This window comes from Sulfitobacter noctilucae (genome assembly GCF_000622365.1).
GTDB lineage: Bacteria > Pseudomonadota > Alphaproteobacteria > Rhodobacterales > Rhodobacteraceae > Sulfitobacter > Sulfitobacter noctilucae.
The window spans coordinates 734016-754707 of the sequence record NZ_JASC01000014.1; the positions used below are offsets into that span (position 1 = coordinate 734016).

A 20692-nucleotide genomic window follows, 5' to 3' on the forward strand; every position below is an offset into this window, starting at 1 on the left:
TTAAACTGTCTCCTACCTCAGAGCGTCGCATGTATTTCCGCGACAGCACCAATTTATTGGAGACGTGAGACATGGAGTACGGGAAGAAGAAGCCAATTCAGGGCAAGAACGGCTATGAAAAGACGGCTTTGACGATGAAGACCATCTCGGAATTACTGGCCGATGAAGGCACGAGTATGGAAGAATTGACCAAGTCTCAAACGCCAGCGGAGCAAAACGCGGACACCTGGGAAACCCCCTGCGCGACTGTGGTGCCGAAACGGCCTGTTCTCCAACAACCGCCGCATATGCAGGCGACGTCTGCGCCGCAGCACGCCGTCCCGTCTAAAGCAGCGACACTGCCTCCTATCGCCCCTACCGGAGCAGAGGCGGGCAAAGCGACTTATATTGAGAAACCACGGTCTTTGCTTAGCCGGTTAATCGGAAAATAGGCAGGGAACACCGTTGGCCAGCAGGCCTTGTAAACGGAAAACGCCGCGCTGAACCAGCGCGGCGTTTCTGTATTTGCGGTAAAGGCGGGGTCGCGATTAGTCGCGTGCGCCTTCAACGATGTTGTCGGGTGTGTCGTCGGGCGAAACGCCTGCAGAATCTGCAAGGCTATCGTCGTCGGACGCAGCAGCGCCAATATCGTCAAACAGTTCTGCGATTTCGAAGTCTGCAGCGGCTTCTTCTTCGGCAGCCATCTCCTGGATGGACTTACCGGAGGCCTGAAGTTCTGCTTCTTCAGGTGAACGGGCGACGTTCAGCTGAATGGTTGCTTCGACTTCGGGGTGCAGAACGACCGTTACGTCGTGCAGACCAAGTTCCTTGATCGGCGCGGACAGAACGACCTGCTTGCGGTCAACGGTAAAGCCAGCTTCGGTCGCGGCTTCGGCAGCGTCACGGGTGGTGACAGAGCCGTACAGCGCACCAGCGTCAGACGCAGAGCGAATCACGATGAACTGCTGACCGTTCAGGCTTTCGGACATCTTCTCGGCTTCTTTTTTGGTCTCGAGGTTTTGTGCCTCAAGCTGGGACTTGCGTCCCTCGAAAGCTTCGATGTTGGCTTTGGATGCGCTCAACGCTTTGCCCTGGGGCAGAAGGTAGTTGCGTGCATAACCCGGCTTTACGTCAACGACTTCGCCCATCTGGCCAAGCTTCGCGACGCGCTCAAGTAGGATAACGTGCATGATGGTTCTCCTTACTTAACGGCGTAGGGCAGCAGGGCGAGGAAGCGGGCGCGTTTAATGGCACGGGCCAGTTCACGCTGCTTTTTCGCAGAGACTGCGGTGATACGGGAAGGAACGATTTTGCCACGCTCAGAGATGTAGCGCTGCAGCAGACGTGTGTCTTTGTAATCGATCGCAGGTGCATTGTCGCCCGAGAAGGGGCAGACTTTGCGACGGCGGAAAAATGGTTTTGCGGCCATGGTTTAGGTCCTTTCTCTCAAGCTATGGGTTAGCGGCGTTCACGGCGCTCTGGGCGCTCGTCACGTTTTTGCATCTGAACGGAAGGCAGCTCTTTGTGCTCGTCCATCTTGATGGTCAGAACGCGCATCACGTCGTCGTGCAAACGCATCAGACGTTCCATCTCCTGCACGGCTGTGGCCGGTGCATCGGAGCGCAGAAAGGCGTAGTGGCCCTTGCGGTTCTTGTTGATTTTGTAAGCCATCGTTTTAACGCCCCAATACTCGCTATCCACGAGTTTGCCGCCGTTGTCGGCGAGGACGGTGCCAAAATGTTCGATAAGGCCTTCAGCTTGCGTGTTGGACAGGTCCTGACGCGCAATCATAACATGCTCATACAGCGGCATGGTATCTCCATTTATATCAAGGCGCATTTCATAGGCAGGGCATGATCCTTTGCGGCCCCACCACGAGAGACTGCGCGGTTCAACGTGTTTGCAAAGGAAGTGTCCATATACACGGTTATGCGGTCCGGGCAAGGCGCATTGTCAACGTGGCACGCTGGGAAAGCTGGCGGATCGGCCAGCGGCCTGTGATTACCATGATATGGCCTGTCTCCCGTCACGCCGCCGCCCAGTTTTGGTCGTTTTTGTCGGTAAGGTCGTAATTAACGCAAAATGATGCAGAAAACTGCAAGTCGAGGGAACAAGACGATGACCGCAACATCAGATTTCATGACAAACCCCGCGTTGACGGCTCTGCCCATTCGCATGGCTGATGGGGGCCGAATGATCATCCGGGGCAGTCAGCGGCTTTTGGGTGCTGCCCTTATCCTGTCAGCCTTTGGCCTTTGGCTCGCACCTGGTGCGGCATGGGAAAGCGATGTCATGCTGTTTAAGCTAATATTGTCAGTTACGGCTGTGATTGCAGGTGTTGCCATGATGCAAACCAGTGCCACGCCTCCCCCCCCGGAAATCGAGATTGATACGATCCGCCGCGAAGTGCGTCTGGTGCGGTATGTTCGCGGGCAATCGCCTGTTGTGCTGCAGTCTTCCGGCTTTGCCACGTTGGCGCAGGTTGAGCATGATGGCACGAACATCCGGCTATGGGACGCAGCCGGTGTATTTCTGGCCGAAGTGAACCTGAGTGACCGCGCCGCACGCAACAGCCTGCTGGCGGGGCTGCGTGATGCGGGCAAGCTGGACTGAGCTGTAGGCGACATACCTATTCTAATTCAGAACGCACCGGACCTCCTCAAGGCCAGTGCGTTTTTGCGTGCACATCGCGCTGTTCATAAATGCGCAGGCACTGTTGAGGGCTGCCGGATTGAATTGGTCCCGTGAAACCCCAATTAACCTAGTATCTTAGTTCAACAGGAGCCTTCTTCATGAAATCACTGATCCTCGCCACTGCCCTTGGGCTTGCTTCAACAGCAGCAATGGCCGCAGAGAAATACACACTGGATTCCAGCCACAGCCAGGTGGTCTTCAACTACAGCCACCTCGGGTTCTCCACGACATACGGCATGTTCTCCGGCATTGAAGGTGAAATCATGTTTGACGAAGAAGCGCCCGAAGCGTCCAGCGTCAATGTATCCATGCCCGTGATGTCCATGTTCACCGGTTGGGAACAACGCGATGACCACTTCATGTCCGGCGATTTTTTCGGTGCCGAAGAGGGTGATATGGTGACTTTCACCTCCACCGGTATCGAGGTGACTGGCGAAGACACTGCGCTGATCACGGGCGATCTGACCATGAACGACACGACGAAGTCCGTGGTTCTGGACGCCAAGCTGAACCAGAAAGGCGACCACCCGATGGCCGGCAAAGCCTGGATGGGGTTTGACGCGACCACAAACATCACACGGTCCGACTTTGGTGTGGGTGCCTTTGCCCCGGCAATCAGCGATGATGTGAATATCATGATCTCGGTCGAGGCGATGAAGGCTGAATAAGCTGCTGCGCAACTTCCGAACAGACAAGGAAAAGCCCGCCATCGTCGATGGCGGGCTTTTTTGTTTTAAGCGAGTGGTTTGTGGATCAGTCTACTGATCTAGTCGCTTTCAACGCGATGTTTACCAACACATCAAAGGCAAGTGTCGCTTCTTCCGCAACGGTTGCGCCGATGCCGTAGTCCTGCCGGTTCAGGGTCAGGTCCGCCCGCATCTCAGCTTCGCCACCGTTCAGCGACAGGTTGAAGGGCAGGGTCAGAGGTTGGCTTTGATCCTTAATTGTCAGCGTCCCCACGGCTTCGTACCCATCCACGGCGCGCTTGATAATGCCGTCATAGGTCGCTGTCTCATAGGTGTCTGCGTCAAAGAAATCAGCACCAAGCGCCTGTTGGGTCACCGAGCCCAATTCAAGCGAGTTTATCGCGATGGTGGTTGTCACGGTGCCAACGTCCGGCCCCGGCGCGTTTTCATCAAAGCTGATCGCAGAGGTCCAATTGGCGAAGCTGCCTGTTACCTCGTTGCCAAACTGTGTGACGGTGATGTTGATGTTGCCTTCCTGTACGGTCCAGTCGGAGGAGACTTCTGCCAGATCCACTTGCTGGGTCTGTTTTTCTTGGCCCATTGAGCCGAATGTGCCGCCAAGCAACAGGGCCACAGCCCAGATTGCCACGGCTGCGATCACCGGGGCTTTGCTTTTGTGTTCAGGCGGCAAAGGGCCGATAACAGGCTCGCCCGGTAGCATCCGGCGCAATGTGGCATCGCGGTCGACAAAATGGTGTTTGAGGGCACCTGCGATATGCAGCAAGAGCGAAGCTGCGAGCACTTTGGTGCCGACCTGATGTATAGCGCTAAAGACATGCTCCACCCCGGTGGATTTGGGCACCAGCGGCAGGTTCTGGCCAAGCGGCCACCAGATTGGCGCAAAGCCTGCAGCGGCGGCATGGGCGATCCAGCCCGCCAGCGGCACGATGACCAAGGATGCGTAAAGCAGCCAATGCACGGTCTCGGCCAGAAAGCTTTCAAGCTTTTTGTCGCCGTTCAACAGACCGGGCTTGGGTTGGCTCAGCGCCCATGCGATGCGCAGCACGGCCACGAAAAACATAGTTACGCCCAGCGTCTTGTGCAGCGAAAAGAACCACGCCTTGCGGGTGAGCTCTGCGTCTGTCTGATAGGGCAGATCATTGGCGTAAAGGCCCAAGGGGATCAGCGTCAGGATCAGCAAGGCCGTCAGCCAGTGAAAGGTTTTGGTCACGCCGCCATAGCGGATGTCGGTATTGGAAAAGGCCATGATATGCTCCTGCGTTCGCGTGTTGCCTACTTATAGCGTTGTACGGCGTCGGCAATCTTCGTTTTGGCACAGAGGGTCTGCGCTCTTGTTCACCTTCGGGTCGCAGGCTAGACCAAGAGTAAGAACAAAGCAGGGAGGGCCAGTATGAGCATCGCATTCGTATTTCCGGGACAGGGCGCACAAGCCATAGGAATGGGACAGGCCTTGGCCGAAGCCTATCCGGCGGCGCAGCAGGTGTTTGACGAAGTGGACGACGCGCTTGGTGAAAAGCTGTCGACATTGATCTGGACGGGCGAGATCGAAGCGCTGACGCTGACGGAAAACGCGCAGCCCGCGCTGATGGCCACGTCGATGGCCGCACTTGCGGCGATGCAGGCCGAAGGTATCGGTCTGGACCGTGCCTCCTTTGTGGCGGGTCATTCGTTGGGCGAATATGCAGCGCTGTGCGCGGCGGGGGCAGTGTCGCTTGGTGATACCTCGCGGCTGTTGCGCATCCGGGGTCGGGCGATGCAGGCCGCTGTTCCGGTGGGACAGGGCGCAATGGCCGCTGTGTTGGGGTTGGACGCGGATGCTGTAGACCGTGTGGCGCAAGAGGCCGCCCAAGGCGATGTGTGTCAGTTGGCCAACGAAAACGATCCGACGCAGAATGTGATCTCAGGCAGTGCCGCAGCGGTCGAGCGGGCCATTGTGCTGGCCAAGGAAGCGGGGGCCAAGCGGGCCTTGCCATTGCCGGTTTCGGCGCCGTTCCACTGTGCATTGATGCAGCCCGCCGCAGATGAGATGGCGCGTGCGCTGGAAGATGTGCAGTTCAATGATCCTTCCGTTCCGTTGGTGGCCAATGTGCTGGCTGATGCGGTCAGCGATGCCACAAGGATCAAGGCGCTTTTGGTCGAACAGGTCACAGGTCGCGTGCGCTGGCGCTCTTCGGTGGAATATATGGTCGCGCAGGGCGTGACCGAATTCTGGGAGATCGGCGCAGGTAAAGCTCTGTCTGGTATGATCCGGCGCATTGCTAAAGAGACCACTTGTCGCGCGGTTGGCACGCCGGCAGATGTGGCGGCCTTGCAGGACGTTTGAACGCCGCAGGATCGGCATGTATTGAGAATAAGAAGGAAATCGAGATGTTTGATCTGACAGGGAAATCCGCACTGATCACTGGTGCGTCCGGCGGGATCGGGGCGGATATCGCTCGCGCTTTGCACGCCCAGGGGGCGACCGTAGGGCTTTCGGGCACGCGCACCGAGCCGCTTGAGGCGTTGCAATCGGAATTGGGCGACCGCGCTCATGTGCTGCCCTGCAACCTGAGTGACATGACGGCGGTCGACGCGCTGCCGAAACAGGCCATTGAAGCGATGGGCGCAGTGGACATTCTGGTCAACAACGCCGGTATCACACGCGACAATCTGTTTATGCGGATGTCGGACGAGGAATGGCAGTCGGTGCTGGATGTGAACCTGACGTCCACCTTCAAACTGTGCAAAGGCGTCATGCGCGGCATGATGAAAGCGCGGTGGGGCCGGATCGTGAATATTTCCAGCATCGTGGGGGCCACCGGCAACCCCGGTCAGGCAAATTACGCAGCATCGAAGGCAGGGATGATCGGCATGTCGAAATCGCTTGCTTACGAAGTGGCGAGCCGGGGCATTACTGTGAACGCTGTGGCGCCGGGCTTTATTGCGACGGCCATGACAGACAAGCTGACGGATGAACAAAAGTCTGGAATCATGGGACAAATTCCGGCGGGACGCATGGGCGAGCCGTCCGAGATTGCGGGCGCCGTGGTATACCTTGCGAGTTCCGAGGCGGCCTATGTGACCGGCGCGACCTTGCACGTCAACGGTGGTATGTCCATGTTGTAGTGCGGATCGCTAACCCGTTTGCGCAGGGGCTGTCCTGTGCTAAAGGACATGCAGATTCGTAATCTGGGGTGCTTGATTGCATCCTTTCCCTGTGCAAACAGGGGCAGAGCCGCCCCACACCGGGGCATCCTCCAACCGCCCCTGGGGCGCGCGGATATATAATGGGGCAAGTGCCCTGAAGAGTGAGGACTTAATATGAGCGACGTCGCAGAACGCGTGAAGAAGATCGTTGTGGAACACCTCGGTGTGGAAGAAGACAAAGTGACCGAGAATGCGTCGTTCATCGACGATCTGGGCGCAGACAGCCTCGACACAGTCGAGCTGGTCATGGCTTTTGAGGAAGAATTCGGTATCGAGATTCCCGATGACGCCGCCGAGAACATCCAGACCTTCGGTGATGCTGTAAAGTTCATCAAAGAAGCCTCCTGATCCGGCAGGGCCTTGGCCCTTCGGCGAGAACCATCCTGAAACGGCGTCATTCCAAGCGGAATGACGCCGTTTTGATTCCGGTGATTTTTGCGGGGCTTGCGAAAGGCCTCGCGGATTCGCAATTTGGCGCTCATCCCCCGACCGTGTGAAGGCCCTGCTTTAATGTCCCGTACGATTCCGACCATCAACACTGCCCGTCTGACGCTGCGCGCCATGCGGGCAGAGGATTTTACGCGCTTTGCGACGATCTGGGCTATGCCAGAGGTGGTGACGCATATTTCCGGCAAACCGCGCAGCAAGGCGCAGTCCTGGGACGCGTTTCTGCGCAATGCGGGGCATTGGCAGATCAGCGGGTTTGGCCAGTGGGCCATTCAGCCCCGTGGTGCCGCCGAAATGGAGGGGCAGTGCGGCTTTTTCTTTGGCTCGCGGAAGTTGGGCGCAGATTTTGATCCCTATCCCGAGGCGGGGTGGTTGCTGGCGTCCGATGCGCAGGGCAAGGGATTGGGGTTGGAAGCGGTGCAGGCGGCCCACGACTGGTTTGACCGGGTGATCGCGGGCCGGACTGTTTGCATGATTGCGCCGGAAAACACCGGGTCTCTTAGGATCGCCGAGGCTGTGGGCTATCAATCCCTGCGGCAAGCCCAGATCGACGGTGAGACGGTTGATCTGATGACCCGCAAGGGGCCACCGGTCTGACGGTTTGCAGGAATGGTCGTTCCTACACCCTTTGTTTGCTGCAAATCCTTCGGGCGGGACAGCGGGGAGTTGCTGGCAACAACACGAGAAACGCCGACAAAGAATGCCGCAAGCAGGCATTTGTGTAATCCGGTCAAACCGGAGCGCTTGCCAAGTGGCTTGGTTCCGCCCCTCGGAGTGCTCTGCCCCTTGAACCCGGCACCCGCAGCGCGGTATAGCCTTGATAAAGCGACAAAAGGGGCATTCGGATGCGCAGAGTAGTGGTGACAGGTTTGGGTTTGGTGACGCCATTGGCTGATGGTGTCGAGAAAAGCTGGAGCCGTATTCTGGACGGTCAGTCCGGCGCAGGACCAATTACAGGGTTCGATCCCAGTGCGCTGATCACGCAGTACGCCTGCGAAGTGCCATTGGGGGACGGTAGCGATGGCACGTTCAACGCCGACACCTACATGGCTCCGAAAGAACAGCGCAAGGTCGATACTTTCATCATGTTCGGTTTGGCCGCTGCCCAGCAGGCGGTGGAGGATGCAGGGTGGATGCCGGAAGACACCGAGAGCCTTGAGCGCACTGGTGTGCTGATCGGTTCAGGCATAGGCGGGCTGAATTCCATCGCCAACACTGCCATCATGATGAAAGAAAAAGGGCCGCGCCGTGTCAGCCCATTCTTTGTCCCCGGTGCATTGATCAACCTGATCTCGGGCCAAGTGTCGATCCGTTATGGATTTAAAGGGCCGAACCATTCGGTGGTAACGGCCTGTTCGACGGGTGCGCACGCGATTGGTGATGCCTCGCGGCTTATTATGCACGGTGATGCCGACGTGATGATCGCGGGCGGGGCAGAGGCCGCGATTTGCGAGATTGGCATTGCTGGCTTCAACGCCTGTAAAGCGCTGAGCACCAAGCGTGGGGATGATCCGCAAAAGGCTAGCCGACCCTATGATGCGGACCGCGATGGGTTTGTCATGGGCGAAGGTGCCGGTATTGTGGTGCTTGAAGAATACGAGCACGCCAAGGCACGCGGTGCCAAGATCTATGCCGAGGTTCTGGGCTATGGTTTGTCGGGGGATGCATATCACATCACTGCACCTTCCGAGACCGGTGAAGGGGCAGAGCGTTCCATGCGCAACGCCTTGCGGAACGCGGGCAAAGAGCCCAAAGACATCGATTACATCAACGCGCATGGCACCTCGACCATGGCTGACACCATTGAATTGGGCGCAGTAGAGCGGATGATGGGCGACGATGCGGGTAAGGTTACCATGTCATCGACAAAATCCGCCACGGGTCACCTTCTGGGGGCCGCAGGCGCGATCGAGGCGATATTCTCGATCCTTGCAATCCGCGATCAGGTGGCACCGCCCACGATCAACCTGGACAACCCAGCTGTGGAAACAGTTATTGATCTGGCCCCGAACAAGGCCGTTAAACGCGAGATCAATGTGGCGCTGTCCAATTCATTCGGGTTCGGTGGCACCAACGCCAGCGTCTTGTTCGGAAAGGTCTGAGCCATGTGGCGCAACATCGCGTCGAATGCGATCAGTTTTCTGGTCGTTGCGTTGTTCATGGTGGGCGGCGTGATCATTTGGGGTCGGTCTGAGTATACCTCTGCCGGGCCGTTGGATCAGGCCATTTGTTTGCAGGTGAAGCCTGGATCGACCATGCGCCGCGTGTCGGGTGATCTGGCTGAGCAGGGGGCCGTTAGCTCGGCCGCAATTTTTCGCATGGGTGCAGATTATGAGGAAAAGACCAGCCTGTTGAAGGCGGGTAGTTTTCTGGTCGAGCCGGGCAGTTCTATGTCGCAGATCGTCGAGACGGTGACCAAGGGCGGCGCGAGCACTTGTGGCACCGAGGTTGTCTACCGGATCGGTGTGAACCGCGTGTCAGTACAGGTGCGTGAGCTTGACCCAGCGACAGGGCGCTTTGTTGAGCGGGCGGAGTTCAATCCGCAGGCTGATGAGGCGCCGGAAGTCTATACACAGACCTTAGCACAGGCAGACACGCGTTTTCGAATTGCATTGGCCGAGGGTGTGACCAGCTGGCAGATCATTGATGCGATGAAGTCGATGGATCTGCTGGAAGGAGAAGCCGGTGAGGTGCCCGCAGAAGGCACGCTTGCGCCTGACAGCTATGAAGTGCGACCCGGCGATGACCGCGCCGCTGTGATCGCGCGGATGCTGGCAGCACAGGAAGCGCGTTTGGCCGAAGCCTGGGAAGCGCGTGATCCGGATCTGCCCATCGCCAGCCCTGAGGAATTGCTGACGCTAGCCTCGATCATCGAGAAGGAAACCGGCGTTGCGGAAGAGCGGCGTCAGGTGTCCAGCGTTTTTGTGAACCGCTTGAACCAAGGCATGCGATTGCAGACAGACCCGACAGTGATCTACGGGATCACTCGAGGCGAGGGTGTGCTGGGCCGCGGGCTGCGGCGGTCTGAGCTCCGGGCCGAGACGCCCTGGAATACCTATGTCATTGATGGTCTACCACCCACACCCATTGCCAACCCCGGACGTGCCAGCCTGATGGCAGCAGCACAGCCGGACGAGAGCGAATACATCTTTTTCGTTGCGGACGGCACAGGCGGCCACGCTTTTGCGGTGACCCTTGCAGAGCATAACGCCAATGTGGCGCGCTGGCGGCAGATCGAAGCGGAGCGTGGCGCCGCAGCTGCAGGAAATGCATCTACCGGCGGCACGGATTGACACCCGTCACATGATGCCCTCCTGTCCCCGCGGGGACGGGGTGGCACCCTTATTTACCTTTGATTTGTGAATGATCGCACGGTCCTACAGGGTTTTGTTAACTCTCTTTTTCTTGACTTTGCGCACGGTCTAACGTATAGATTTTGACATGCTAGAGGACATGGGCGAGCGGCTTTGGGACATTCCCGAAAGTCGTTTTTTTGTGTCTGTTCGGTTGGGGACCATACAAGAGGTATGAGCCACCATGACGACTGTTACCCAAGATCAAGAAGTCAGAAACGCATCAGACGTACTGGACACCTTGCGGGGTGCGATAACCGATCTCAGACGAGAGATCGAAGGGCTGACTCAGGACGCCCAGTCTGACGGAACCATGAATGAAACGGCGGCGAAGCAATCCTTGGGCAAGCTCAAGGAGTTGGTCACGCAGTGCGCCAAAGCAGAGGTTTATCTCAATGAGTGCAGAAGCAAGCAAGCTGGTATTGCAAAGGGAGGCTACGCCTTCGATCTGGACAGAGCCCGGGTTGAAATCGGGTGCAAGCTGGATCGCCTCCGCAGATGCGGATCTGCAAGACGAGTTCTTGAATGAGTTGAGCGAGGAGGAGCTTCTGGCGCTGCCTTATCTCTTTGAGTTCTGGGCGATGGAGCATCAACTGCCGCCCGAGGGTGCCTGGCGAACCTGGGTCATCCTCGGCGGCCGGGGGGCAGGCAAGACCCGCGCCGGTGCTGAATGGGTGCGTTCGGTGGTAGAAGGGTCGAGGCCGCTGGACGCGGGCAAATGTCGGCGCATTGCACTGGTGGGCGAGACAATAGATCAGGTGCGCGAAGTGATGATCTTTGGCGACAGCGGCATCCTTGCGTGTTCTCCAGAAGACCGTCGTCCGACATGGGAGGCTGGGCGCAAGCGGCTGGTCTGGCCCAATGGCGCGATTGCGACGGTACATACCGCCCACGATCCCGAAGGACTGCGCGGGCCACAGTTTGATGCGGCCTGGGTGGATGAATTGGCCAAGTGGAAACGTGGACAGGAAACCTGGGACCAGTTGCAATTTGCGCTGCGGCTGGGGGATGATCCGCGCGTCTGTGTGACAACGACCCCGCGCAACTTGGATGTGCTGAAACGGTTGATGGCGTCGCCGTCCACGGTGAAGACCCATGCGCCGACACAAGCGAATGCGGCCAATCTGGCGACATCCTTTCTGGAGGAGGTCAAGGCCCGGTACAAAGGCACGCGGCTGGGGCGTCAGGAGTTGGACGGCGTGCTTTTGGCCGATGCGGAAGGGGCGCTGTGGACGTCCGAGGCATTGGAAGCCGGGCGGCTGGATATTGCCCCCTCGTTTGACAGGATTGTCGTAGGATTGGACCCTGCGGCATCTTCGGGGGCATCGGCGGACGAATGTGGCATCGTGGTCGTGGGTGCTGTGACACAGGGGCCGGTACAGGATTGGCGCGCGGTGGTGCTGGCAGATTGTACGGTGCAGGGCGCAACTCCTTCGGGATGGGCCAAGGCAGCGATTGTAGCGATGGAGCACTACGGCGGGGACAAGCTTGTGGCGGAGGTCAATCAAGGGGGTGCCATGGTGGGTGAAGTCCTGCGGCAGGTTGATCCACTGGTGCCGCTCAAATCGGTCCACGCCTCACGCGGGAAGGTCGCACGGGCGGAGCCTGTGGCGGCGCTTTATGAGCAGGGGCGCGTGTCGCATATGCGCGGGCTTGATGCGTTGGAGGACCAGATGTGCCGGATGACTGCACGTGGGTTCGAGGGGGGCGGATCACCCGACCGGGTCGATGCGCTGGTCTGGGCGCTGCATGAGCTGATGATTGAGCCGGCAGCACATTGGCGGCGGCCTGCGGTGCGGTCCTTGTGAGGGGCCATTTTCTTTGAAGAGATTGAGGCGCGCGGGTTTCGATCCGCGCGCCTCTTTTTTACGGGGTGTTGCATCCCCCTGCGCACGGTGGGGTCACCGAGAATTAAACTCTTTGAGGCAATTTGTTTTCAAGCCGGACAACACAGGGTGTCGACCGGGGGATGGGCAAAAGGAGTTGGGGCATATGTTTGATTTTCTGCGACGTGGCACGGCGGCGGCATCTGTGCCAGAGCAGAAGGCGTCGGCGACGGGTCCGGTTGTGGCCTATGCCACGTCTGGTCGCGTGGCCTGGAGCCCGCGGGATGCGGTGAGCCTTACCAAGGTTGGGTTTTGCGGCAACCCTGTCGGGTTTCGGTCCGTCAAGCTGATCGCAGAGGCCGCAGCGGCGCTGCCATTGGTCGTGCAGGACGCCGAGCGGCGCTATGACACGCATCCCATCGTGTCACTGCTGGCGCGGCCCAACGCGGCGCAGGGGCGGGCGGAATTGCTTGAGGCGCTCTACGCGCAGCTGCTGTTGTCAGGCAGCGGATATGTCGAGGCGGTGGGCGAGGGCATGCCGCAGGAGTTGCATGTACTGCGCTCTGACCGGATGTCGGTGGTGCCGGGGGCCGATGGCTGGCCGGTGGCCTATGAATACGCGGTGGGCGGGCGCAAGCACCGCTTTGGCGTGGCCGAGGGGGCCTCACCGATCTGTCATATCAAGGCGTTCCATCCGCAGGATGACCACTATGGGTTTGCGCCGATGCAGGCAGCGGCAATGGCGCTGGATGTACACAACGCAGCCTCGCGTTGGTCCAAGGCGCTACTGGACAATGCGGCGCGGCCATCGGGTGCGATTGTCTACAAGGGTGCAGAGGGTCAGGGGCATCTGAACTCCGATCAATACGACCGCCTGGTGGCTGAGATGGAGAGCCATCATCAGGGGGCACGCAATGCGGGTCGGCCCATGTTGCTGGAGGGTGGGCTGGACTGGAAGCCGATGGGGTTCTCGCCCTCGGACATGGAGTTCCAGAAGACCAAGGAGGCGGCGGCGCGGGAGATTGCGCTGGCCTACGGGGTGCCGCCAATGTTGCTGGGTATTCAAGGGGATGCCACCTATGCCAATTATCAAGAGGCCCACCGTGCGTTTTATCGTCTGACAGTCTTACCGCTGGCAACACGGGTGACGGCGGCGCTGGCAAACTGGCTTGACGGCTTCACCGGCGCACCCATCGAGATCAAACCGGATTTGGATCAGGTGCCTGCCCTGTCGGCAGAGCGGGATGCGCAATGGGCGCGGGTGGCGGCGGCTGATTTCCTGACAGAGGCTGAAAAGCGCAATCTGTTGGGGCTGCCAGCGGTGGCGAATGATGGCTGATCCAGGGGTATATGAGCGGTTCGATTGTGCGCCGGGGCTAAGGTTGGAAGCACATGAGCGGGTGAGTGCGATCCATCATGCCAACATGCTGGAGCGGCTGGACCGGCTGGAGGCCATGATGGAACGGATGGAAAAGCGCTTGTGGCTGACGGTTTACGGGGTCGTCGCGGTGATCCTGGCGCAGGCGGTACAGGGCGTGCTGGTGGTGGCCCCCTGAGGGCGCGGAATTTCAAGGAGGACGTCATGGGATATGACGTGAGGGACTTCGGCTTTGGGCCGGAGAACGGGAAAGATGTGTCGGGCGTGATGCCAGCGCTGGAGCGCAAGTTCATGGCGTTTGAAGAGGTCGCAGAGGTCGAGGGCGGCACCGAGATCAGCGGCTACGCCAGCCTGTTCGGCGCGGTGGATCAGGGCGGCGATCTGGTCGAGGCAGGCGCCTATGGTGTGTCGCTGAAGGCTGTGAAGGCCGCCGGGCGCAAAATCAAGATGCTGTGGCAGCATGATCCCACACAGCCCATCGGGGTTTGGGATGAAGTGCGCGAGGATGCAAAGGGCCTGTTCGTGAAGGGACGCATCCTGTCTTCGGTCGAGAAGGGTCGCGAGGCGGCGGCGCTGATCGCGGCGGGGGCGATTGATGGGTTGTCGATCGGCTACCGCACGGTGAAGGCCAGCAAGAACACCAAGGGCCAGCGGCTCTTGTCGGAACTGGAGCTTTGGGAGGTGTCGTTGGTGACCTTTCCGATGCTGCCCAGTGCGCGGGTGGCGGGCAAGGGCGATTTTGCCCATGTCGGCGAAATTCTGCGGGAGATGGCAGCGACCTTTGAGGGGGCGCGGGCCGAGATGGCGGAGCGGGGGCTCGCGTCGGAGTAACGCGACAAATTCGGGAGTGACGGATGAGCAAGACGACAAACGGGGAGATTTCCCCGGCTGAGGAAGTGCGCGCGGCGGTGACGGGATTTGTCACTGACTTCAAGGGCTTTCAGGCTGAAATCGAGACAAAACTTCAACAAACAGAAGAGCGGATGACCATGCTGGATCGAAAAATGACTATGCCTGCACGAACACCTCTGGGCGGTGCCACGGATGCGGGCGCACCGCATCAGAAGGCGTTCAACATGTATCTGCGCAACGGCGATGATGACGGGTTGCGCGGTTTGGAGCTCGAGGGAAAATCGCTGTCTACGGCGGTGAATTCGGATGGCGGCTATCTGGTCGATCCACAGACCAGCGCGACTGTACAGTCGGTGCTGAATGCCACCGCGTCGATCCGTGCGATTGCAAGCGTCGTTCAGGTCGAGGCGACCTCTTATGACGTGCTGGTGGATCACACGGAGGTGGGTGCCGGTTGGGCCACGGAGAATAGCTCTGTCACGGAGACGGACACGCCGCAAATTGACCGTATCACCATTGGCCTGCATGAGTTGAGTGCTTTGCCGAAGGCATCGCAGCGTCTGCTGGATGACAGTGCATTTGACATCGAGGGTTGGCTGGCGGCCCGTATTGCGGACAAGTTTGCCCGCGCAGAGGCCGCCGCGTTCGTAAGCGGTGACGGGATCGACAAGCCCAAGGGGTTCCTGACCCACACAGCGGTCGACAATGACGTCTGGACCTGGGGCAACCTTGGTTATGTGCCGACGGAAATTGACGGTGAAGTCACACCCGATGCGATCATTGAGCTGGTTTACGCACTGGGAGCGCAGTACCGCGCCAATGGTGCTTTCGTCATGAACTCAAAGACAGCAGGCCGCGTGCGCAAGCTGACGGATGCGGATGGGCGGTTCCTTTGGTCTGACGGTCTGGCAGCGGGTGAGCCTGCGATGCTGATGGGCTATCCGGTGCTGGTGGCCGAGGACATGCCGGATGCGGGCAGCGACAGCTTTGCAATCGCGTTTGGTGATTTCCGTGCAGGTTATACCGTGGCCGAGCGTCCCGATCTGCGCATCCTGCGCGATCCCTTTAGCGCCAAACCGCATGTGCTGTTCTATGCGACCAAACGCGTGGGTGGTGATGTGAGCGACTTTGCCGCGATCAAACTGTTGAAATTCGGCGTCGCATAAGCGGTAGCGGATACCGGGGCCGGGGTAACTTGACCCCGGTCCGGGCGCGCGACCGCGATACCTGCTTTGCCTAGCTGCTCCCCTCTGACCGAGCAGGGCAGGAGGCCGCGCGTCCGGGTTTTCCTGACCCGGACGGGGAAAGAAATTTGGAGACTTCCATGATGTTGATTGAACAGACACCAATCTTAGACGCGGCGGTGCCGGTCGAAGCATTCAAGGCGCATCTGCGGTTGGGCAGTGGCTTTGGCCCTGATGACACGCAGGACGCGGTGTTGAATTCCTTTCTGCGGGCGGCAATCGCGGCGGTCGAGGCGCGGACGGGCAAGGTGCTGTTGCAGCGCGAGTTTTCGACCACAGTCACGAAATGGCGCAATTCCGAAGCCTTCACGCTGCCCGCAGCGCCGATTGTGGAGGTTGCAAGCGTGGAGCGGGTGACGCGGGATGGTCAGCGCAGCTTGGTCAGTGCAGCGGTTTGGTGGTTGGAGAAAGACAACCTGACGCCGATGCTGCGCGCCACGGGCAATTCCTTGCCACCAGTGCCAATGAGTGGCTCCGTGGTAATCACCTTTGCTGCGGGGTTTGCATCTGTTTGGGAAGATGTCCCTGCGGATCTGCGCCAGGCGGTGCTGATGCTGGCGGCGCATTACTATGAGTACCGTCATGACACGGGCCTGAGCAAAGGCTGCATGCCCTTTGGCGTCTCAAGCCTGATCGAGCGCTACAAGCATATTCGGATCGGCACCGGAGCAAGTGCATGAGTTTGCCGCGTCTCAATCAGGCGCTGGTGTTGGAAGCGCCCGAGCGGGTCAGTGATGGCTCTGGTGGATTTATCGAAGGCTGGATCGTGTTGGGCACGCTGTGGGCCGAGATCAAAGCCGGGAGCGGGCGGGAGACGGCCAACATCGGCGCACCGACGAGCCGTGTTGGGTACAAGATCACGGTGCGCGGCGCCCCTTTTGGCACCCCCGAGCGGCCCAAGCCGCAGCAGCGCCTGCGCCACGGTACACGCATTTTCACCATTGAAGCAGTGGCAGAGCGACACCCCGAGGGCCGCTATCTGACCTGCTTTGCGCAAGAGGAGGTCGCGGTATGAGTTTTGCCATGTCAGGGCCGTTGCAAGCAGCAGTTTACGATGCGCTGGTGGGGGACGCTGTCCTTGGGGCAATCGTGGGGTCAGCGGTGTATGACGCCATGCCGAGTGGAAGCTTACCGCCCATTTATGTGCGGCTGGGCAGTGAGGAAGTCCGCGATGCGTCGGACGGCAGTGGCGCAGGTGCTGTGCACCGGCTGACCGTGTCGGTCATCACGTCGAGGCCCGGATTTTCGCAGGCTAAGGCCGCTGCGGGGGCGATCAGCGATGTATTGCATGAAGCGGCATTGAGCCTTGCGCGTGGCCGGCTGGTATCGATGCGGTTCGATCGCGCGCGGGTGGCGCGGGTGGAAAGTGCCGCAACCCGGCAGATTGATCTGCGCTTTACTGCGCGGGTTCAGGACGACTGATTTTTTGTATTCTCAAGGAGAACTATGATGGCTGTTCAGGCAGGTAAGGACCTTTTGGTCAAAGTGGATATGACCAGTGATGGTCAGTTTGAAACCATCGCCGGGCTGCGTGCCACGCGGGTCAGCTTCAACGCCGAGACCGTGGATGTGACCACGCTGGACAGCGAAGGGGGCTGGCGTGAGTTGCTGGCGGGGGCCGGTGTACGATCTGCTGCAATTAGCGGATCGGGCGTGTTCCGGGACGAGGGCACCGACGAACGGGCGCGGCAGTTGTTCTTTGACGGGCTGACGCCCGATTTCCAGATCATCATTCCCGAGTTTGGCGTGGTGCAGGGGCCGTTTCAGGTGACCTCTCTTGAATATGCGGGCCAGTTGAACGGCGAGGCGACCTATGAGCTGAGCCTGCAGTCGGCGGGCATTCTGGTTTTTACGCCTGATCTGGTGGTCTGAGCATGGCGAACCGGTGGCGGGGAGACGTGGCGTTGGTGCTGGATGGCAAACGTTGTGTAGCGCGGTTGACGCTGGGCGCTTTGGCAGAGCTGGAAGAGGGTTTGGGTGAGGCATCGCTTGTCGGGCTGGTGGAGCGCTTTGAGGCCAGCCGGTTCAAAAGCCGGGACGTTGTGGCGCTCTTGGGGGCAGGTTTGCGCGGGGGTGGGTTGGATATGACCGACGCAGAGATCGCGGCAGCCCGGATCGAGGGTGGTCCTATGGCAGCGGCGAAAGCGGCGGCGGAGTTGCTGGCACGGGCTTTTGTGGTGCCGGAGTGAAGGGCCTGGACTGGCCCGCCCTGGTGCGGGTGGGCCTGCATGGTCTGGGTCTGAAACCCGATGAATTTTGGGCGCTGACGCCGGTGGAGTTGCAAGTGATGCTGGGTGCGGCGGGCACGGACAAGCCGATGTTAAGCGATGGATTGGCGGCGTTGATGGCCGCGTATCCCGACAAAACGAAAGGGTCTGAGAATGGCTAATTTTGATGACTATGGCGGACTTGAGGGTCATGCGGAAGACCTGAACGCGACGCTCTCGCAAACAGGCGCACTGGTCGCAGGGTTTGATGGCGAGTTGCGCCGAATGTCTGCATCGCTGGCGGCGACAGGCAAGGATGTGCAGACGCTTGAGAAGGGTCTGAGCCGGGGGCTGCGCAAGGCGTTTGACGGGGTGGTTTTCGACGGCATGAAGATGTCGGATGCGCTGAAGTCCGTGGCCCAGTCATTGGCAAACACCACGTACAACGCTGCAATGAAGCCTGTCACCGACCATTTCGGTGGGCTGATCAGTCAGGGTTTCGGATCGCTGATGCAGGGTATCCTGCCCTTTGCCGACGGGGCCGCATTTTCGCAGGGCAAGGTGATGCCCTTCGCTCAGGGCGGCTTGGTGAGCGGTGCGACGACCTTTCCGATGCGCGGTGGCACGGGGCTTATGGGCGAAGCTGGGCCGGAGGCAATCATGCCGCTGGCGCGCGGACCCGATGGCAAGCTGGGCGTGCGCGGAGGGGGAAGCAGCGGCGGTCCATCGGTCGTGATGCATATCACCACACCGGATGTGCAGGGGTTCCAGCGGTCCCAATCGCAGATCGCAGCACAGATGAGCCGGGCGTTGTCGTCGGGCAATCGCAATCGCTGAAAAAGTATAGATGACAGGAGCAGGTTGATGGCGTTTCACGAGGTAAGATTTCCCCCCACGCTGAGTTTTGGATCGCTGGGTGGACCGCAGCGGCGCACCGATGTGGTCACGCTGGCCAACGGGTTCGAGGAGCGCAACACGCCCTGGGCTCATTCACGGCGGAGCTATGATGCAGGGCTTGGAATGCGGTCCATTGATGATTTGCAGGTCTTGATCGGGTTTTTTGAAGCGCGGATGGGCCAGATGCACGCCTTTCGCTGGAAAGACTGGGCTGATTACAAGTCGGGTCGCGCGACGCTGGCACCTGTCTTTGACGACCAAAGCATTGGCTATGGCAACGGTGTCGACCGGGATTTCCAGATCATGAAAACCTACCGGTCCGGTGATCAGTTTTACCGCCGTCCGATCAGCAAGCCTGTTGCCGGATCGGTTAAGGTCGGCGTGGAGCAGGATGAATTGCAGGAGGGGCTGGATTACGAAGTTGATCCGACCACGGGCATCATCACATTTGCCCATCCGCCAGATCCGGATATGGAAATCTATGCGGGGTATGAATTTGATGTGCCGGTGCGCTTTGATACCGACCGCATCTTGACGAGCGTCGAGAGCTTTCAAGCGGGACAGGTGCCATCGGTGCCGGTGATCGAGGTGCGGATCTGATGGCTGGTATTGATCCTGCGCTGCAGGCGCATCTTGAGGGGGGGCTGACAACCGTTTGCCATGCGTGGCAGATCACCCGGAGCGACGGTGTAGCCTTTGCTTTTACGGACCACGATTTGCCGCTCGTGTTCAACGGCGCGACCTTTCGCGCGGATGCGGGGCTGAGCGCCAAGGCGATTGCGCAGACCACGGGGCTGGCGGTGGACAATACGGAAGCCATCGGCGCGCTCAGCGATGCATCGATCCGTGAAGACGAGATCGAGCAGGGACGGTTTGATGGCGCCGAGGTGGTGGCTTGGCTGGTCAACTGGGCAGACGTGAGCCAGCGCTGGCTTCAGTTTCGGGGCACAATTGGTGAGATACGCCGTGCCGACGGGGCGTTCAGGGCCGAATTACGGGGGTTGACGGAAGCGCTGAACCGAACGTTGGGGCGCGTGTACCAAAAGCCGTGCACGGCTGTGCTTGGGGACGCCCAGTGCCGGTTTGATACGACGCTGCCGGGCTATACGCTAACCCTGCCTGTCGATGTGCAGGAAGAAGGTCGACGGTTTATCTGGGACAGTCTGCCGGGGTTCGACGAGGAATTCTTTATCCGCGGGCGGGTCAACGTGCTGGAAGGGCCGGCAAAGGGTCTTTTCGGCTTGATCAAACACGACCGGGTGCGCGGCAAAACACGCACCATTGAGTTGTGGGAGCCTATCAAGGGCGATGTCAGCAGCGGGACACAGATCAAGCTGATTGCAGGGTGCAACAAACAGATGGAGACCTGTCGGCTGAAGTTTAACAACTTGCTGAATTTTCAGGGTTTCCCGGACATTCCGGGCGAAGACTGGGTGATTGCGGTGCCGAAAGTCACAGGAACCAACTCAGGCGGGTCATTGCGATGAGCGGTGATGACATCGTACGGGCAGCAAGGCAGTGGATCGGGACACCTTATGTGCATCAAAGTTCCGCTTTAGGCGCGGGATGCGATTGTTTGGGGCTACTGCGTGGCATTTGGCGCGAGCGGTTCGGTGCGGAGCCAGAGGTGATTCCGGCGTACACTATGGATTGGTCTGAGCCGCAGGGTGACGAGCGGCTGTGGGCGGCAGCAGGCCGGCACTTAAGCGCGAAGCCGCGCGTTGAGGCGGCGGTCGGTGATGTGCTGCTATTTAGGATGCGCGGCCAGAGTGTGGCCAAACACCTGGGCGTCCAGAGTGCAGTCGGCGCAGCCCCCAGCTTTATCCATGCATATACCGGCCATGGCGTGGTCGAAAGCCCGCTCAGCCTGCCTTGGCAGCGGCGCATTGTGGCGCGATTTGAATTTCCTCAAGGAGAGTAAC

28 protein-coding genes are annotated in these 20692 nt (G+C 59.6%); 24 read left to right on the forward strand and 4 right to left on the reverse strand.

Going from position 1 to position 20692, the window contains the following annotated elements:
* The first annotated feature begins 71 nt into the window (after window positions 1-71).
* Window positions 72-431 carry a hypothetical protein gene (locus Z945_RS0113680; RefSeq protein ID WP_025052670.1) on the forward strand — a complete coding sequence of 120 codons (360 nt, stop codon included), beginning with the start codon at window positions 72-74 and terminating at the stop codon, window positions 429-431.
* Between the two features lie 96 nt (window positions 432-527).
* Here Z945_RS0113680 and rplI read toward each other — a convergent pair whose 3' ends face one another.
* Genes rplI through rpsF form a run of 3 tightly spaced genes read right to left on the reverse strand, consistent with a single transcriptional unit; the run spans window position 528 to window position 1791 of the window.
* Entirely contained in the window at window positions 528-1169 is a 642-nt protein-coding gene (gene rplI / locus Z945_RS0113685) for a 50S ribosomal protein L9 (RefSeq protein ID WP_025052671.1), read from the reverse strand.
* 11 nt (window positions 1170-1180) lie between these two features.
* Window positions 1181-1408: a 30S ribosomal protein S18 gene (rpsR, locus tag Z945_RS0113690; protein ID WP_005852865.1), complete on the reverse strand. Its 228-nt coding sequence runs from the start codon at window positions 1406-1408 to the stop codon at window positions 1181-1183.
* 29 nt (window positions 1409-1437) lie between these two features.
* The gene (gene rpsF, locus Z945_RS0113695) at window positions 1438-1791 is read right to left on the reverse strand and encodes a 30S ribosomal protein S6 (protein ID WP_025052672.1); all 354 of its coding nucleotides are present in this window, start codon (window positions 1789-1791) and stop codon (window positions 1438-1440) included.
* 306 nt (window positions 1792-2097) lie between these two features.
* Between rpsF and Z945_RS0113700 the strand changes: the two genes are divergently transcribed.
* A complete protein-coding gene (locus Z945_RS0113700; protein ID WP_025052673.1) occupies window positions 2098-2592 on the forward strand; it encodes a hypothetical protein in 495 nt (164 codons plus the stop codon).
* Window positions 2593-2771: 179 nt separating this feature from the next.
* Complete coding sequence (locus Z945_RS0113705) at window positions 2772-3341, forward strand: YceI family protein (protein WP_025052674.1); 570 nt, start codon at window positions 2772-2774, stop codon at window positions 3339-3341.
* 85 nt (window positions 3342-3426) lie between these two features.
* Here the strand turns inward: Z945_RS0113705 and Z945_RS0113710 are convergent, their stop codons facing one another.
* Window positions 3427-4626, reverse strand: a complete 1200-nt coding sequence (locus Z945_RS0113710) for a cytochrome b/b6 domain-containing protein (RefSeq protein ID WP_025052675.1) — start codon at window positions 4624-4626, stop codon at window positions 3427-3429.
* Between the two features lie 144 nt (window positions 4627-4770).
* On the opposite strand from Z945_RS0113710, the gene fabD reads away from it, so the two are divergent.
* From fabD to Z945_RS0113815, 21 genes are all read left to right on the forward strand, one after another.
* Complete coding sequence (gene fabD, locus Z945_RS0113715; protein ID WP_025052676.1) at window positions 4771-5703, forward strand: ACP S-malonyltransferase; 933 nt, start codon at window positions 4771-4773, stop codon at window positions 5701-5703.
* Between the two features lie 44 nt (window positions 5704-5747).
* Entirely contained in the window at window positions 5748-6485 is a 738-nt protein-coding gene (gene fabG / locus Z945_RS0113720; protein ID WP_025052677.1) for a 3-oxoacyl-[acyl-carrier-protein] reductase, read from the forward strand.
* A gap of 195 nt (window positions 6486-6680) precedes the next feature.
* The gene (locus tag Z945_RS0113725; protein WP_025052678.1) at window positions 6681-6914 is read left to right on the forward strand and encodes an acyl carrier protein; all 234 of its coding nucleotides are present in this window, start codon (window positions 6681-6683) and stop codon (window positions 6912-6914) included.
* Between the two features lie 162 nt (window positions 6915-7076).
* Window positions 7077-7610 (forward strand): GNAT family N-acetyltransferase, encoded by a 534-nt coding sequence (locus Z945_RS0113730; protein ID WP_025052679.1) that lies wholly within the window; start codon window positions 7077-7079, stop codon window positions 7608-7610.
* Window positions 7611-7858: 248 nt separating this feature from the next.
* A complete protein-coding gene (gene fabF, locus Z945_RS0113735) occupies window positions 7859-9115 on the forward strand; it encodes a beta-ketoacyl-ACP synthase II (RefSeq protein ID WP_025052680.1) in 1257 nt (418 codons plus the stop codon).
* A gap of 3 nt (window positions 9116-9118) precedes the next feature.
* A complete protein-coding gene (mltG, locus tag Z945_RS0113740; protein WP_025052681.1) occupies window positions 9119-10306 on the forward strand; it encodes an endolytic transglycosylase MltG in 1188 nt (395 codons plus the stop codon).
* Window positions 10307-10830: 524 nt separating this feature from the next.
* Window positions 10831-12174: a DNA-packaging protein gene (locus Z945_RS0113745; protein ID WP_479665253.1), complete on the forward strand. Its 1344-nt coding sequence runs from the start codon at window positions 10831-10833 to the stop codon at window positions 12172-12174.
* 184 nt (window positions 12175-12358) lie between these two features.
* A complete protein-coding gene (locus Z945_RS0113750) occupies window positions 12359-13531 on the forward strand; it encodes a phage portal protein (protein ID WP_025052683.1) in 1173 nt (390 codons plus the stop codon).
* Window positions 13524-13748 carry a GTA head formation protein, RCAP_rcc01685 family gene (locus Z945_RS0113755; RefSeq protein WP_025052684.1) on the forward strand — a complete coding sequence of 75 codons (225 nt, stop codon included), beginning with the start codon at window positions 13524-13526 and terminating at the stop codon, window positions 13746-13748. The genes Z945_RS0113750 and Z945_RS0113755 overlap by 8 nt, the downstream gene beginning before the upstream one ends.
* Window positions 13749-13837: 89 nt before the next feature.
* Complete coding sequence (locus Z945_RS0113760; RefSeq protein WP_037971315.1) at window positions 13838-14401, forward strand: HK97 family phage prohead protease; 564 nt, start codon at window positions 13838-13840, stop codon at window positions 14399-14401.
* Window positions 14402-14424: 23 nt separating this feature from the next.
* Window positions 14425-15588 carry a phage major capsid protein gene (locus tag Z945_RS0113765; protein ID WP_025052686.1) on the forward strand — a complete coding sequence of 388 codons (1164 nt, stop codon included), beginning with the start codon at window positions 14425-14427 and terminating at the stop codon, window positions 15586-15588.
* Between the two features lie 158 nt (window positions 15589-15746).
* A complete protein-coding gene (locus Z945_RS0113770; protein ID WP_025052687.1) occupies window positions 15747-16346 on the forward strand; it encodes a head-tail connector protein in 600 nt (199 codons plus the stop codon).
* Window positions 16343-16681: a phage head closure protein gene (locus tag Z945_RS0113775; protein ID WP_025052688.1), complete on the forward strand. Its 339-nt coding sequence runs from the start codon at window positions 16343-16345 to the stop codon at window positions 16679-16681. Before Z945_RS0113770 ends, Z945_RS0113775 begins: the two co-directional genes overlap by 4 nt.
* On the forward strand, window positions 16678-17088 hold the full coding sequence (locus Z945_RS0113780; protein WP_025052689.1) for a DUF3168 domain-containing protein: 411 nt from the start codon (window positions 16678-16680) through the stop codon (window positions 17086-17088). Before Z945_RS0113775 ends, Z945_RS0113780 begins: the two co-directional genes overlap by 4 nt.
* Before the next feature lie 27 nt (window positions 17089-17115).
* Window positions 17116-17538, forward strand: a complete 423-nt coding sequence (locus Z945_RS0113785; protein ID WP_025052690.1) for a phage major tail protein, TP901-1 family — start codon at window positions 17116-17118, stop codon at window positions 17536-17538.
* A gap of 2 nt (window positions 17539-17540) precedes the next feature.
* On the forward strand, window positions 17541-17855 hold the full coding sequence (locus Z945_RS0113790; RefSeq protein WP_025052691.1) for a gene transfer agent family protein: 315 nt from the start codon (window positions 17541-17543) through the stop codon (window positions 17853-17855).
* Window positions 17852-18055 (forward strand): rcc01693 family protein, encoded by a 204-nt coding sequence (locus tag Z945_RS0113795; protein ID WP_025052692.1) that lies wholly within the window; start codon window positions 17852-17854, stop codon window positions 18053-18055. The genes Z945_RS0113790 and Z945_RS0113795 overlap by 4 nt, the downstream gene beginning before the upstream one ends.
* Window positions 18048-18710 carry a phage tail tape measure protein gene (locus Z945_RS0113800; protein WP_025052693.1) on the forward strand — a complete coding sequence of 221 codons (663 nt, stop codon included), beginning with the start codon at window positions 18048-18050 and terminating at the stop codon, window positions 18708-18710. The genes Z945_RS0113795 and Z945_RS0113800 overlap by 8 nt, the downstream gene beginning before the upstream one ends.
* 27 nt (window positions 18711-18737) lie before the next feature.
* Complete coding sequence (locus tag Z945_RS0113805; protein WP_025052694.1) at window positions 18738-19370, forward strand: DUF2460 domain-containing protein; 633 nt, start codon at window positions 18738-18740, stop codon at window positions 19368-19370.
* Window positions 19370-20257 carry a DUF2163 domain-containing protein gene (locus tag Z945_RS0113810; protein ID WP_025052695.1) on the forward strand — a complete coding sequence of 296 codons (888 nt, stop codon included), beginning with the start codon at window positions 19370-19372 and terminating at the stop codon, window positions 20255-20257. Before Z945_RS0113805 ends, Z945_RS0113810 begins: the two co-directional genes overlap by 1 nt.
* Window positions 20254-20691, forward strand: coding sequence for an NlpC/P60 family protein (locus Z945_RS0113815; protein WP_152541132.1), 438 nt, complete (start codon window positions 20254-20256; stop codon window positions 20689-20691). Before Z945_RS0113810 ends, Z945_RS0113815 begins: the two co-directional genes overlap by 4 nt.
* Window position 20692 lies beyond the last annotated feature (1 nt).

Excerpts from the sequence above, each read along its gene's own strand:
- fabG (WP_025052677.1), top strand. The coding sequence starts at position 5,748 with ATGTTTGATCTGACAGGGAAATCCGCACTGATCACTGGTGCGTCCGGC.
- mltG (WP_025052681.1), top strand. The coding sequence starts at position 9,119 with ATGTGGCGCAACATCGCGTCGAATGCGATCAGTTTTCTGGTCGTTGCG.
- Z945_RS0113785 (WP_025052690.1), top strand. The coding sequence starts at position 17,116 with ATGGCTGTTCAGGCAGGTAAGGACCTTTTGGTCAAAGTGGATATGACC.
- Z945_RS0113680 (WP_025052670.1), top strand. The coding sequence starts at position 72 with ATGGAGTACGGGAAGAAGAAGCCAATTCAGGGCAAGAACGGCTATGAA.
- Z945_RS0113760 (WP_037971315.1), top strand. The coding sequence starts at position 13,838 with ATGCCAGCGCTGGAGCGCAAGTTCATGGCGTTTGAAGAGGTCGCAGAG.
- rpsF (WP_025052672.1), bottom strand. The coding sequence starts at position 1,791 with ATGCCGCTGTATGAGCATGTTATGATTGCGCGTCAGGACCTGTCCAAC.
- Z945_RS0113780 (WP_025052689.1), top strand. The coding sequence starts at position 16,678 with ATGAGTTTTGCCATGTCAGGGCCGTTGCAAGCAGCAGTTTACGATGCG.
- fabD (WP_025052676.1), top strand. The coding sequence starts at position 4,771 with ATGAGCATCGCATTCGTATTTCCGGGACAGGGCGCACAAGCCATAGGA.
- Z945_RS0113750 (WP_025052683.1), top strand. The coding sequence starts at position 12,359 with ATGTTTGATTTTCTGCGACGTGGCACGGCGGCGGCATCTGTGCCAGAG.
- Z945_RS0113770 (WP_025052687.1), top strand. The coding sequence starts at position 15,747 with ATGATGTTGATTGAACAGACACCAATCTTAGACGCGGCGGTGCCGGTC.
- fabF (WP_025052680.1), top strand. The coding sequence starts at position 7,859 with ATGCGCAGAGTAGTGGTGACAGGTTTGGGTTTGGTGACGCCATTGGCT.
- rpsR (WP_005852865.1), bottom strand. The coding sequence starts at position 1,408 with ATGGCCGCAAAACCATTTTTCCGCCGTCGCAAAGTCTGCCCCTTCTCG.
- Z945_RS0113730 (WP_025052679.1), top strand. The coding sequence starts at position 7,077 with ATGTCCCGTACGATTCCGACCATCAACACTGCCCGTCTGACGCTGCGC.
- Z945_RS0113725 (WP_025052678.1), top strand. The coding sequence starts at position 6,681 with ATGAGCGACGTCGCAGAACGCGTGAAGAAGATCGTTGTGGAACACCTC.
- Z945_RS0113805 (WP_025052694.1), top strand. The coding sequence starts at position 18,738 with ATGGCGTTTCACGAGGTAAGATTTCCCCCCACGCTGAGTTTTGGATCG.
- Z945_RS0113775 (WP_025052688.1), top strand. The coding sequence starts at position 16,343 with ATGAGTTTGCCGCGTCTCAATCAGGCGCTGGTGTTGGAAGCGCCCGAG.
- Z945_RS0113800 (WP_025052693.1), top strand. The coding sequence starts at position 18,048 with ATGGCTAATTTTGATGACTATGGCGGACTTGAGGGTCATGCGGAAGAC.
- Z945_RS0113790 (WP_025052691.1), top strand. The coding sequence starts at position 17,541 with ATGGCGAACCGGTGGCGGGGAGACGTGGCGTTGGTGCTGGATGGCAAA.
- Z945_RS0113700 (WP_025052673.1), top strand. The coding sequence starts at position 2,098 with ATGACCGCAACATCAGATTTCATGACAAACCCCGCGTTGACGGCTCTG.
- rplI (WP_025052671.1), bottom strand. The coding sequence starts at position 1,169 with ATGCACGTTATCCTACTTGAGCGCGTCGCGAAGCTTGGCCAGATGGGC.
- Z945_RS0113810 (WP_025052695.1), top strand. The coding sequence starts at position 19,370 with ATGGCTGGTATTGATCCTGCGCTGCAGGCGCATCTTGAGGGGGGGCTG.
- Z945_RS0113710 (WP_025052675.1), bottom strand. The coding sequence starts at position 4,626 with ATGGCCTTTTCCAATACCGACATCCGCTATGGCGGCGTGACCAAAACC.
- Z945_RS0113705 (WP_025052674.1), top strand. The coding sequence starts at position 2,772 with ATGAAATCACTGATCCTCGCCACTGCCCTTGGGCTTGCTTCAACAGCA.
- Z945_RS0113765 (WP_025052686.1), top strand. The coding sequence starts at position 14,425 with ATGAGCAAGACGACAAACGGGGAGATTTCCCCGGCTGAGGAAGTGCGC.
- Z945_RS0113755 (WP_025052684.1), top strand. The coding sequence starts at position 13,524 with ATGGCTGATCCAGGGGTATATGAGCGGTTCGATTGTGCGCCGGGGCTA.
- Z945_RS0113815 (WP_152541132.1), top strand. The coding sequence starts at position 20,254 with ATGAGCGGTGATGACATCGTACGGGCAGCAAGGCAGTGGATCGGGACA.